Genomic DNA, 13,066 nt, shown 5'->3' with positions numbered 1-13,066 from the left:
ATCACCAAACCGTTCTACTATCAAATTGATAGCCCTCCGTATGATTCGATAATTAAATGAAGGGTGAGCAATCGACGCCAGCTCACTCAAATATCGTCAATGGAAAATTCAGAGAGTAACTAATTTTTTGGATGCAAAATCCGTATTGAAATGACATCGATCATCAGAGGGAAACAAACATGTTTTACGGGTATTTGAACTTTAAGAATGAAATGTTTCTGTAGTTGATCTAAGTAGCAGGCCGATAGATCAAGCTGTTTTACATCCACGAGTAAAAGAAAAGAGGAACGGAAATGAAGTAGGCAGGTACTGGTGCCACAGTGAATTTAGGCAGTCGAGTAGTGAAAGAATTTAGTCGTTTGGTCGATAAGAAAGAAATATTTGCTCTTGTGCATACACTGTCTCTATGAGCAATAGTCAGAGCTGCAGAAAAAGCAAGTGAATGACAACGCTATTTCTTATGAGTGGTGTCGAAAGATGTGAAGACGTAAATCAATTTCATTTGTAAAGAAAAAGCCCACTGAGATGTCAGTATCTCAATGGGTTTTTTGGTTTTATAAAAATGGCTCAAGAAAAGATTTGTTTTCCGGTCGTTTGCTTTCCTCTAAACTTGCAATACTTGTTAATAGAGAGAACAGATTGATTTTCGCCATTTTTTCTTCGACAGTTACTTGCAATTCATTATACGCACCATCCAGTACTTCTTGTATATTTGCACCAACAATGCAGTCTGGATTCGTTTTAGGATCGACTTGAATGAGATTTGTGTTTCCATGAATACTTTTATATATATCAAGTAGACTAATATCTTTGGGGTCCTTTGCTAAATAGGGCTTTGGTTTCCCAGTAGTTGTTCGAATCAGTCCAGATTTTTTTAAGTTTGCCATTATTTTTCTGACATTTGCAGCATTAGTTTCTACACTTTGAGCAATCATCTCACTTGAGAGCATATTAGTATCTTTATAGATGACGATATAACACATAATATGAATTGCATCACTGAGTTGAATAGAATATTTCAAGTGAATTCAGTCCTTTTTAGATTTTCTTCTTGACTTATCTTAACATACTATTTATTATATAGGTGTATCTTATAATTGTACAGCTGAATGTACGAACTAAAAAGGAGTGTTTTATATGACATATTTAGTAACAGGAGCTACTGGTGGTTTTGGAGGATATGCACTTGAATTCTTGAAAGATTTAGTTTCTAAAGATCAGATCTATGCTTTGGTACGATCTGAAGAAAAAGCAGCTACACTAAAAGAGAAAGGCTACAATGTAAGAGTAGGGGATTATTCTGACATCAATTCGTTGAGTAACGCTTTTGACGGCATTGACCGCTTGCTTTTTGTGTCTGGCGCACCAGGCAATCGTCAAGAAGAACATGCTAATGTGGTTAAGGCAGCCAAAGACGCTGGTGTTCAGTATATTGCTTATACAAGTTTTGCTGATGCAGATCACTCAACAAGTGCATTAGCTGCTGATCACATCTTTACTGAAAAACAAATCAAAGAAGCGGGAATTGCGCATACATTTTTACGTAATAACTGGTATTTAGAAAATGAAATGCCGATTATTGGCGGTGCGTTAGCTAGTGGGAAATTCGTTTACGCAGCTAAAGAAGGCAAAACCGGCTGGGCTTTGAAGCGCGAATATGCTGAGGTTGCTGCAAAAGCACTAGCAGGAACAGAATACCCTGAAATCCTTGAATTATCGGGCAGCCCTATTACTTATGCTGAATTAGCAGCAGCTTTAAAAGAAGCAACAAGGAAGGAAATCGAAGTAGTTTCATCTGATGATCAAACCTTTGTAGATAGTTTGACAGCAGGCGGTTTACCACAACCTGTTGCAGAAATGTTCTTGTCTTTCCAACATGATATTAAAAATAATCAATTAGATGTGACATCTAGTGACTTTGAACAAGCTTTGGGTAAGCCTTTGACGAGTCGCGTAGAAGCAATCAAAGAGTTGTTAAATTAGTCTTGCTATTTCCCGATTATCGAAAATAATCGGGAAATTTTTATAAAGAAGGTGTTGACGATGAACCATAGCGAAAAGAGGAAATGGCTGATTAACTATTTATTAGAGGAAAACAGTCACTTAAGTAAAATAGTAGATGCTAGCTCGGATGATCCGAAAGAACAAAATGATTTATTGCGATGCTTATTAAATATAAGAGAAGCGCGACCTATTCATAAGGACTTTATTGACATTCAAAATCAATTTCTTTTAGAAGAAAGAGCTGAAAATCAGATTTTTTCACTAAACGATGCGCAACAGTATACAAAAAAACTTTATCTCTGGCAAGGAGATATCACGAGGTTGGAAGTGGACGCCATCGTAAACGCTGCAAACGCACAGCTACTAGGATGTTTTGTTCCATTACACAGGTGCATCGACAATGCGATCCACTCTGCAGCAGGTATTCAATTAAGACTAGCATGCAAAGAAATCATGGACGCACAAGGGCATTTGGAAGAAACCGGCTATGCAAAAATCACCGACGGCTATAACTTGCCTGCAAAAAAAGTGATACATACTGTTGGGCCAATCATAAAAGATACCGTAACTAAAGAACACGTATCCTTATTGGCTGACTGTTATCGTCGCGTCTTGTTGCTTTGCGAAGAGTATCAATTGAAGAGCGTCGCTTTTTGTTGTATCTCAACAGGAGAATTTCGTTTTCCCAATGAGTTAGCTGCAGAGATCGCTATCAAAACAACGCAAGAATATGTAACGCGTGTTCATTCACCTATAAAAATTATTTTCAATGTGTTTAAAGACATTGATAAGGAGTTGTACCATGAAAAACTACAACAATTATCAGAAAGTTTATCAAAAGATAACTGAAGCAGAGGCAATCGTTATCGGTGCTGGATCAGGCCTTTCTGCTGCTGCCGGGTTAACCTATTCTGGTGAACGGTTCAAAAAATATTTCAGAGACTATATTGATCATTATTATTTAACCGATATGTATTCTGCCGGATTTTATCCCTTCGATTCATTAGTGACGTATTGGGGTTATTGGAGTAAACATGTTTTTCATAATCGATATCAGCCTGAGGCTTTGCCGCTATATAAAGAGCTTCTATCTTTGGTAGAAGAAAAAAATTACTTTGTCATTACTACTAATGTAGATCATCAGTTCCAAAAGACGGGCTTTGATAAGAGACGATTATTTTATACACAAGGTGATTATGGGTTATTTCAATGTTCACGTGCTTGCCATAACAAGACGTACGAGAATGAATCATTGATTATGCAAATGGTCCATCAGCAGAGTCAGTTCAAAATTCCCAAGCACCTCATACCATATTGCCCCAAATGTGGACAACCGATGCGGGTCAATTTACGGATAGATCAATTTTTTGTACAAGATGATGGTTGGGAAAGCGCAGCTAACCGATACAAAGAATTTCTAGAAAATTATTTAGGTACTAAAATCGTTTTTTGGGAGATCGGCATTGGTAACAACACGCCTTCCATTATAAAGTATCCATTCCAAGAAATGACGAGGGCAACGAATCAGTCGACCTATATCGTCTGTAACCAACAAGCACAACGCATACCAGATGAACTCATGGATAAAACGATTATTCTGCAAGGAAATATAGTTGAAACGATCAGAGAAATCGATCATTTTAGATAGGAGCGCATTCATGGACCATTCAAAAATGAAGACAGAAGATTATTTGAATTATTTAAAAAATGAGATTCATTCTACCGTGTTCGCCACAGTAGACGAAAACGGAAATCCGGTCACCAGAGTAATCGATATTATGTTGGTGAAAGAAACGAAGCTGTATTTTTTGACTGCAATATCCAAGCCGTTTTATAAACAGCTCAAAATGAACCCGGTCGTTTCCATCACAGGTATAGAAGGAGAAACATCAATGGAATCGTTTTCTATCACCTTACAAGGAAGAGTAAATGAAATAGGCTCTACCTATTTAGATGAAATTTTCGAGAAAAATCCTTACATGTCAAAAATATACCCCTCTGTAGAAGACCGAAATGTTTTACGAGTCTTTGAAATTTATAAAGGCATTATGTCAATCTTTGATTTAAGCAAAAAGCCTATCTATCAAAACGTTAAATCTTTCGGATAACTCAAAGCAAAAGGAGACAATCACATGGCAAATAAAGTATCAGAAGAGGAAATGAAGGAAGAAGAGTGGTTAAACTGGTATAAGAAGCAGGAATTACCACAATATCCAAAGCCAGCATTTACTGTTGACAATTTGATATTCAATGTCACGTCGGATGCAGTATACATTTTACTTGTCAAAAGAAAAAATCATCCTTTCAAAGGACGGTTCGCTTTGCCAGGTGGCTTCGTTAACGAAGGAGAAAATATCATTAAGGCCGCCATCAGAGAGTTAAAGGAAGAGACGGGCGTGGAAGTGCAGGAAGTTTCTTTATTAGGTGTATATGGAGATAAAAATCGGGATCCCCGTGGATGGACCGTTTCTGCTGTCTATATAACTGTTCTACAGCAGATGAAGATTCTTTATGCAGGAGATGATGCTTCTGAGGCTTTTTGGTATAGGGTTGATAAGGATAAAGTACTCTATCAATATGTTACGTCAAAAGAACGATCCTCTACGGAGAACTGGGAATCTCTTTTTGCTTTTGATCATGCGCAAATCATCCATGATGGATTTAAGTGGTTGAACGACGAATTAAGGCAAAGAGGCCTTTAACAAGTAGAAGCGATGTGGCTTAATTTTTTTCGAGTGGGGATAATTATTTATATGATAAAATTGATTGATCGCCGGGCGACTTATGCCATCTCTTTCCTGATATCCTCTAAAAACCATGGATAGTCAGTTTGGTTCCGATGTAATGAACTACTTCTGAGGATTTGTCAGACTTAAAAGATGATGGCTTCAAATCCTCACTTCTTTCTCTTAGTAATAGTCAGCTTTGTTATAATCCTGTTTTACACAAAAGTAGTTGATTTATCTAGGAATAAGGTGGGTTAGACATAACTGGAATTGATAAGGAGGATCTGAACGAATAATCTACTTTGACGAATCTCATCTAGAAGAATAGAATGAAAGTATCTTCGTGAGAAGGTGCTTTTTTTATAGTAAAAAATGACCAAAAGAACTTAAATTATTTATTTTTATATGATTTCAATCTAATGATAGTTGGCTAAGTGATAGAGCTTTGGTTTCATAAAGAAAATCACACGATTTTGATTGGCAAAAGATAGGAGATGTTTTGTGCATGAAGGCATTGTACTTTAAAGAATTTGGCGATTCAGATGTGTTAACTTATGGTGAATTGCCTGATCCCGTCATTCAAGAAAATGAGCTAATGATAGAAATGATGTATATTGGGTTGAATTATGCAGATATTTATCGAAGAAAGGGCAGCTATCATATTGAATCCCGAGACCCTTTTATCAATGGCTATGAAGGAGTAGGGAAGATTGTTCAAAAAGGAAGATCAGTCTCCAAATTTCAGCTAGGGGAAACGATTCTTTTTGTGGATGTTCCTTTTGCCAACGCAGAATTGGTGGCTGTTCCTGAGGAAAATGCCATCCGTATTCCATCTGGTATACCACCTAAATTAGCAGCCAGTATTGGTCTGCAAGGGTTGACAGCTGATTTTTTAGCTCATGATCTTGGCAATAATGTGAATAATAGTAAGGTCTTCGTCCATGGGATAAGTGGTGGTGTCGGACAAATTTTATCGCAACTATTAACCGCAGATGGTCTAGAAGTTTATGGCGTCACTTCTACGGAAGAAAAGCGACAACTGGCTTTAGACCAAGGAGCAAAACATGTCTTTTTAAGAAATACAGAATGGCAAGAAACCTATATTTCTTTCTTTGATACCGTTTATGATGGCATTGGGCATACATTAGCCGAAAGTGTCGACTTGCTCAGAAATAGAGGGAAGGTTATCTTTTTTGGCATGGCCGGCGGAAATCCGCCAGCGATCGACTTTATTCCCTTGTTATCAAAATCAAAAAGTATTTTGACAGGAGATCTGTGGGATTACTTGACAAGTTATCAAGAGCGGGAGAGAAGAAGCACCCGACTGTTTGATTATTTTAGCAAGAATCAAATTAAAATCAGTCAACCAACCATTTTTTCCTTAGTTGACGGAAAAGCTGCCCATGATTATTTAGAATCTGGAAAAAGTGTCGGGAAAATTTTGCTGCAACCATAAGAAAGTAAAAAAGCTAAATGACTTTATCATAAAAGATACACCGAATGTTTGCTAATTCACTAAATTATCTTTTTATATAATCGATACTTTTCTTATGATAAATCATTAAGGATAAAAATAAGTATAAAATGAGTAGAATATTGCAAGAATCTAATGTTTTCTGTTTCTTCAGTGAGAATCAGATAAAACTTTGTGATAAACAGTACATTTAATTTGAAAATATTTAATTACAGCAGTAAGATAAATATATCAAATACTTAAGGAGTGATATCTATGACAAACTATGAAGAAAAGGAAGCAAAAGCATTGGTAAAGATTGCAGAGGTTCTTGATAAGTTAGATAAGAATTTAGCTGAATTAGACACACTAGACGCTGACGCAAAAAAACATAGTATGAAGAAATGGATCGTTGAGAAAAAAGCGATTCACGAAATCAAAAAGATCGCACACGAAGCCGGTAAGTATGAAAAGTACGATGAAAAAGCACTACAAAAAGAAATTGATGAAGTTGAGAAGTATATGTAATTGAAGAAAAATAAGAAATTGTCTTCATTATTCAGCAATTGAAATCTGAATTGATAAAAGCCAGATTTTAATTGAAGATTTAGAATTGACGATGATCTCACTAAGCCCATGCTCTTATGAGTGTGGGCTTGTTTGCTGTACATATGATTAAACACGACAAGCTGAATAGGCATGGAAGATCATGTTCTACAACGACAAGATAAAACCTTAGTTAAAGGGAGACGGGGAAAAATCAAAAAAAACAAAGAAAGTCTGTTTTTTCGTTTTTTTCATCGACTTTCTCCATTTTTTTAGACAAGCTTTTCGCTTATTCTAAATTTATGAGCGGTATCAAAGTAAACAGTTAACAAAACGTTTAGACCATTTGAAAATATCTTTGCAGAAAATAGTGACGAGAGATTTATGGCTGATAAGCAATTCGATTGCCTTTTACAACATAGTAGAAAGTTCTTTATTGAAGATAAAATAATAAACTATATAGATGAAACGGGTGATTACATGGAAACAACATTTTTCATTTCTAAAAATACTTCTGTCACGTCAAAACAGCTGGAAAATGAAGTGATTGGGCATGCTTGCGAGATATTGCAGCGTGACATTTTAACCGTTGTGGCAGACACAAAGAAGGCAAATGAAATTGAATTGGTTTTACTTGATGAAAAAAATGAAACGGATGCTTTTCATATACTTTTCGTATCGCCAGATAAAGTAAAAGTGTGTGCTGAAACACCGTTAGGATTAATGTATGGGGTTCTTGAAATCTCTCATAAAATTTTAGGTGTTCAACCCTTTTGGTATTTCATGGAGATTCCCCCAATAAAAAAGCCATTTATTGAATGGACAGGTTTTGACTTAACATTGCCTGATTTTGCAACGGACTATCGGGGCTGGTTCGTTAATGATGAGTTGCTGCTGGATCAATGGGAAGATAATGGTTCAAATGAATATGTATGGGAACGTATTTATGAAACATTGTTACGTTTAGGCGGAAATGTCATCATCCCTGGAACAGATAAGAACAGTCATAGACATCGAGAAAGTGCGCAAGCGATGGGGTTGATCTATACACATCATCATGCCGAGCCACTAGGCGCTGAGATGTTTGCTAGAAGGTATCCCAGTTTGAAGGCTTCATACGAGGAACATTTTGTGTTGTTTCAGGAATTATGGAAAAAAGCCTTACACGAGCAAAAAGGTACCAAGGTTATTTACACACTCGGTTTTCGTGGACAAGGGGATTGTCCTTTTTGGTCAGAAGATCTTGATCGTCAGTGGTCTGCAGCGGAAAAAGCAGCAGTGATCAACGAAATCGTCCATCTACAATATCATATGGTTAAAGAAGTCGATCCTCATGCAGTATGCTCGATGAACATTTATGGGGAGATGACGGAATTATTTAATCTTGGCTTACTTGAGCTTCCAGATGATGTGATTGAGATTTGGGCGGATAATGGTTATGGCAAAATGGTTTCTCGTAGACAAGGGAATCACGATCCACGAGATGAGGTGTTAACAAACACACCAAAACCAAATCAATCAAGAGGAATCTATTATCACGTTGCCTTTCATGATTTACAAGCATCTAATTTCTTGACGATCTTGCCTAATAGCCCAGAATTTGTTTCTAGAGAGTTAATGGCGGTTAGAGAAGTCAAGATGGATAAGTTTGTCTTAGTTAATACAGGTAACATAAAACCGCATATTTTGTTCTTACAAGAAATAGCGAATTTCTGGCGAGCAGATTATCAGTTACGAACCAATCAAGAGATAATTTTAGAGCATGTAACACAATACTATCAAAATCAGCAAGAAGAGATCCAAGCTGTCTACGAAGCTTACTTTGAAGCGGTTATCCGCTATGGAACATATGAGGATCAAACCGCTGGGGATGAGTTTGCCTGTTATTTGATTCGAAAAATTATTCAATCCTGGCTCAAGCAAGAAACAAAAATTCCGAGGTTAGAATGGTTGACGGGTGATCGGAAAATCAAGGAGCAAGTCACAGAAATTTTCTCTATGGTAGGAGAAAAGATAGTAGCCTGGGAGAATCTATTGCTGAGATGCCAGCAGATTACATTATCCCTTCAGGATAAAAATCCGGAAAATGCTCGCTTTTTTAATGATATTTACCTCTCAGTAGCCGTTCAATGCAAAACATTAAAAGCACTGCTCCGTTTGTTAGACGCTTATCAGATGATTGATCGGGAAGAAATGGTTTTTGTATTTGTAAAAGTTTTCGATGCGTTAGAAGAAATCCATCAACTAATTCAAATACTGAAAGAAATTCCAAGTGATACATGGTATGATTTTTATGAAAACGATGGCTATACCAACCTAAAATTGACAAAAGAGATGATTAAAAGTCTGTTGTCTTACATTCGCATCATTGGCGATGGTCCAGATCAAGACCAGTGGGAGAGGAAATATATTATGGACTCCACTGAATCAAGAGTTATGTTGCTTTCAAATACAAAAAAAGCGTTGACGGATGAAAACTTGGCAAGAAAAATCAGAGCAGGTTTGCGAGATGTGCGAAATTAATTTTTCTAATAGACTTATGCGTTAGCTTTTCAAGATTTCTTACTTATAAAACAGCTGAGGATAGTACATGATAAAAAAATGGCGTAAATATTACCATGATCTTTCTTACCAAACTAAATTAAGCATTCTTTTTTATGTTTTATTTTTAGTGGTGACTTTATTACTCCTTTTTATCGGTTTATTTTTTATTAAGATGTTATCCACTGAAATTTATAATAATAATCAGGAAAAACTCTCGATTTTATCAATGAATGTAGAAAATGAATTAAATACGATTGCAAACATTCCCACCGAAATTCATCGTAACGCCACAATACAGAATGCTCTGGAAGAGTCAATCAATAGTGAGTTAGCCCTTTACGACTTATCAAGTCTTCAACGAAAAGCCCTCAAAGAATTGAATTGGATAATCGCTGATAAACCTAATGTGAAATCAATTGAACTTCTAAATAATAAAAATGAACGAATTTCGGGTACTACTTCTCATGATCAGAATTTTTTTGACGGAAAAAGTCTGCTATCAATCGTAGAAGAGAGTCCTAGAACTGCTAACAGTGGCTCGTGGTATTTCGATAAAGAACTAAAAGAATCGGTGTTTGTTCAAACAATTTTTAGTACTCGGGGAAGCTCAAAGATGGCGCCAATCGGGACAGTGGTCATTTCTGTTAATACAATGTTTATTCAAAACTTTCTAAAAGAGTCACCTGTCTTTTCAAGAGAAGACTTCTTTGTTTTAATCAATGGCAAGTCGATTTCCTCAACAAATTGGGACGGACAGGAGAGCTTTCTGCCTTTTATTCAAACCAAGGAGGGGCAGGCGAGGCGTGAGAATAAATATGAAATTGGAAAAATCAATGGGAACAAATTCTTTATCATGTCTGCTAATGCTAGAATAGGTCAAAATGAAATTACATTTTATTACTTTATTCTAAACCATTTGCTCGTTGAACAATTAGTCAAAGCTGAAATTTTTATTATTATTACAATCATTTTTGTATTTAGTATCAGTATTTATTTTGGGAAACGCTACTTACAAAATCTGATTGATCCTATTAATCGTCTAGCAAAGCAAATGAAAAAATTCAACGGGGAAGCAGATTTAAATGATTTAAAAACTATTTCTCAGTCAACTAGCGGTCCAATTCGTTCTGATGAAATCGGTGTTTTATATGCGAGCTTTAATAAATTGATCCATCAAATCGAAGAACTAGTGATCAACGATTATCAGTCAAAGCTATTAACTAAGGAAATGGAATACAAATTTCTTCAGGCTCAGTTAGATCCACATTTTCTTTACAATACACTGAATTCGATCAATTGGATGGCTTTAGGCAAAGGCGAAACAGAAATTTCTGAGATGGTCACTTCCTTAGCGTTTCTCTTTCGAAATAAATTGGATAGTGGGGACTCTTTTTGGTCTTTACGAGAGGAAATGGAAGTAATCCAAGCATACCTTAATATCCAATCTAACCGTTTCGATACCAGATTGATTTTCAAAAGCGATATCCGAGATGATGCCTTTCGGGTTCGAGTGCCAAAACTAATCATACAGCCTCTCATAGAAAATGCCGTGAAATATGGTGTAGAAAAAGTTGATCGCCCTGTCACTATTCTTTTAAAAATTGTTGTCCAAGAAACAACCATAATAATAGCTGTGAGTGATGATGGCCCGGGATTTGAAAAAAGCAAAGATTCTACAAACCATTCGACTGGTTTAGGGCTTGAAAATATTCGTTCAAGAATTCAACTTGTTTACGGAAAAAAAGCATCTCTCAGCATTCATTCTAAGGCCTACGACAACACAATAGTCACTATTTTACTGCCCAAGGAATTCGAGGGTAGGAATATAGGAATAGGTGACTAAGAGGATCAAAGAAACCTACTTTTCTTGGGGTGAGTATACGCTAAGAGAAGTAGGATTTTCATAAAAAATTTTTAAGTTAGGAATAAATACAGTTTTAAGAAAGGGCAGAGTGAAAACAAACTTTCATTCAATTGATTTTTAGAAAGGGCTTGCAATTGATTGTGTCTCCGGTTACAATCAATTTGTAATTATTGATTATTTATCAATATACAAAAAATTGTACATTCATAAGGAGGAAATTGTGATGAAAAAAATAGTTATCGGCGGTCAAATCGATAAGGACGAGGTGAAAGCATTAGTCGAAACGTTTGGTGAGGATCAGTTCGAGATTGTTATCAAAAGTGATTTAGATGCTGCGATGGCAGTCAAAAATAAACAAGCTGACTACTACATCGGGGCATGTAATACTGGTGGTGGGGGTGCTCTGGCAATGGCATTAGCTTTATTAGGCCATGATAACTGTGTAACTGTTTCTATGCCTGGAAAAGTGATGCCGGAATCTGAAATAAGAGAACATGTCAGTGCAGGTAAAAAAGCTTTTGGATTTACCGCTCAGCATAAAGAAGCAGTAGTACCTATCATTATGGACGAACTAAAAAAACAATAGATTATATAATTTGGGGGAAAAGAGATGGAATCGTCGAAAATTGTTGAATTAATTGCTATTGCACTTTTAGGGGGACTTTGTGCAGTGTTAGCAAATAAAGGAATCGCTGTTTTTAATGACGGATTAAGGCCAATCATTCCGGAATTTTTAGAAGGAAAAATTGGTAAGAAAGAAATTGCAGCGACAAGTTTTGCTTTAAGTTTTGGATTAGTCATTGGATTTGGCATTCCTGTTTCAATAGGTGCATCTATTCTATTAGTCCATAGTGTATTATTAATGACAGATATTATCGGATCTTGGGCACCGGAAGGCAAAATCGGAGTTATTGTTTCTGCTAGTGTAGGAGCTATTTATGGTGTTGGATTAGTTATTGGGCTCCAAGCGGTTGTTGATCTCTTTGCAATGATGCCGGTGAACTTTATGGACTCACTTTCGCAAGTAGGTGCTCCTGTAGTTATTGGTTTTAGTATTTTTCCAGCGATTGCAATCGCTAGTCAACATGGATTCAAAAAAGGTGCGGTTTCATTCACCGCTACGCTTTTAACATTGTTTGTTGTGAAACGTTTTGGTACATTTGATTTAGGAAATGGCGCAACATTAACACTTAGTGCAGAAGGAATGTCCCTACTTGTTGGGATGCTCTTCATGATTGTTTATGCCATTCAAGTGAAAAGCGATGGTAGTAACTCAAATGAGAGCCTTGTAAGTGTATTTTTAGAGCGTGTGAATCGTATTAAGAAGAACTGGTTATGGTTATCCGTTACAGGGGGCTTAGTGGCGGCATCAACAAGTTTGATGATTATTGCAGGTGATCCTATTTCATTAAATTTGCTTTCAGAAGGAAAAATGAGTGAAGCTGCATTAGCTGCTTTTGCTCGCGGAATAGGCTTCATTCCATTAGTTTTTTCAACTGCAATCGTTACAGGTGTGTATAGCCCAGCTGGCACGACTTTTGTATTTGTCGCAGGAATCTTATTGAATGGTAATCCTCTTGTTGCTTTTCTAGTGGGCGCACTGCTAATGTTTGTTGAAGTACAATTGTTGACCTTAATGGCAAAAGCCCTTGACAAATTTCCAGGCATACGCGAAATGGGTGAACATATTCGTACAGCTATGAACAAAGTATTAGAAGTTGCTCTTTTAATTGGGGGAGCGATGGCATCTGAGCAAATTGCACCAGGAATAGGTTTTTTCTGGGTCATCGGTTTGATGCTTTTGAATAGAAAAGCGAAAAAACCAGTCGTAGAATTAGCCGTGGGTCCTATTGCTGCAATCAGTTTAGGCGTTATTGTCAACATTTTGTATTTATTGGGATTATTCGCACCAATAGTTGCAAACTAGGA

12 protein-coding genes are annotated in these 13,066 nt (G+C 36.6%); 11 read left to right on the top strand and 1 reads right to left on the bottom strand.

Annotated elements, in window-relative coordinates; all coding sequences use genetic code 11:
- Positions 1–554: 554 nt before the first annotated feature.
- On the bottom strand, positions 555–1,022 hold the full coding sequence (locus IGJ17_RS08755) for an Rrf2 family transcriptional regulator (protein WP_008380035.1): 468 nt from the start codon (positions 1,020–1,022) through the stop codon (positions 555–557).
- Positions 1,023–1,137: 115 nt separating this feature from the next.
- Here IGJ17_RS08755 and IGJ17_RS08750 point away from each other — a divergent pair, with 115 nt between their 5' ends.
- The 11 genes from IGJ17_RS08750 to IGJ17_RS08700 all read left to right on the top strand — a co-directional run bounded on the left by IGJ17_RS08750 (position 1,138) and on the right by IGJ17_RS08700 (position 13,064).
- Positions 1,138–1,983, top strand: a complete 846-nt coding sequence (locus IGJ17_RS08750) for an SDR family oxidoreductase (RefSeq protein WP_005235843.1) — start codon at positions 1,138–1,140, stop codon at positions 1,981–1,983.
- Between the two features lie 60 nt (positions 1,984–2,043).
- Complete coding sequence (locus IGJ17_RS08745) at positions 2,044–2,853, top strand: protein-ADP-ribose hydrolase (protein WP_400450928.1); 810 nt, start codon at positions 2,044–2,046, stop codon at positions 2,851–2,853.
- Entirely contained in the window at positions 2,807–3,652 is an 846-nt protein-coding gene (locus tag IGJ17_RS08740) for an SIR2 family NAD-dependent protein deacylase (protein ID WP_429961265.1), read from the top strand. Before IGJ17_RS08745 ends, IGJ17_RS08740 begins: the two co-directional genes overlap by 47 nt.
- 10 nt (positions 3,653–3,662) lie before the next feature.
- Positions 3,663–4,112 (top strand): pyridoxamine 5'-phosphate oxidase family protein, encoded by a 450-nt coding sequence (locus tag IGJ17_RS08735; RefSeq protein ID WP_086316153.1) that lies wholly within the window; start codon positions 3,663–3,665, stop codon positions 4,110–4,112.
- 24 nt (positions 4,113–4,136) lie between these two features.
- Complete coding sequence (locus tag IGJ17_RS08730) at positions 4,137–4,706, top strand: NUDIX domain-containing protein (protein WP_429961264.1); 570 nt, start codon at positions 4,137–4,139, stop codon at positions 4,704–4,706.
- A gap of 529 nt (positions 4,707–5,235) precedes the next feature.
- Complete coding sequence (locus IGJ17_RS08725) at positions 5,236–6,186, top strand: zinc-binding dehydrogenase (RefSeq protein WP_429961263.1); 951 nt, start codon at positions 5,236–5,238, stop codon at positions 6,184–6,186.
- Between the two features lie 273 nt (positions 6,187–6,459).
- Positions 6,460–6,711: a hypothetical protein gene (locus tag IGJ17_RS08720; RefSeq protein WP_005235871.1), complete on the top strand. Its 252-nt coding sequence runs from the start codon at positions 6,460–6,462 to the stop codon at positions 6,709–6,711.
- A 402-nt stretch (positions 6,712–7,113) separates the two neighbouring features.
- Positions 7,114–9,252 carry a glycosyl hydrolase 115 family protein gene (locus IGJ17_RS08715; protein WP_429961262.1) on the top strand — a complete coding sequence of 713 codons (2,139 nt, stop codon included), beginning with the start codon at positions 7,114–7,116 and terminating at the stop codon, positions 9,250–9,252.
- 67 nt (positions 9,253–9,319) lie between these two features.
- The gene (locus tag IGJ17_RS08710; RefSeq protein WP_429961261.1) at positions 9,320–11,116 is read left to right on the top strand and encodes a histidine kinase; all 1,797 of its coding nucleotides are present in this window, start codon (positions 9,320–9,322) and stop codon (positions 11,114–11,116) included.
- 244 nt (positions 11,117–11,360) lie between these two features.
- Positions 11,361–11,723, top strand: coding sequence for a DUF2620 domain-containing protein (locus IGJ17_RS08705; protein ID WP_429961260.1), 363 nt, complete (start codon positions 11,361–11,363; stop codon positions 11,721–11,723).
- A 24-nt stretch (positions 11,724–11,747) separates the two neighbouring features.
- Positions 11,748–13,064 (top strand): YhfT family protein, encoded by a 1,317-nt coding sequence (locus tag IGJ17_RS08700; RefSeq protein WP_429961259.1) that lies wholly within the window; start codon positions 11,748–11,750, stop codon positions 13,062–13,064.
- Positions 13,065–13,066 lie beyond the last annotated feature (2 nt).

This window comes from Enterococcus sp. DIV1096b (assembly GCF_050498765.1).
GTDB classification, from domain to species: Bacteria; Bacillota; Bacilli; order Lactobacillales; family Enterococcaceae; genus Enterococcus_D; species Enterococcus_D entomosocium.
This window is presented reverse-complemented; position numbering and strand designations above follow the sequence as displayed.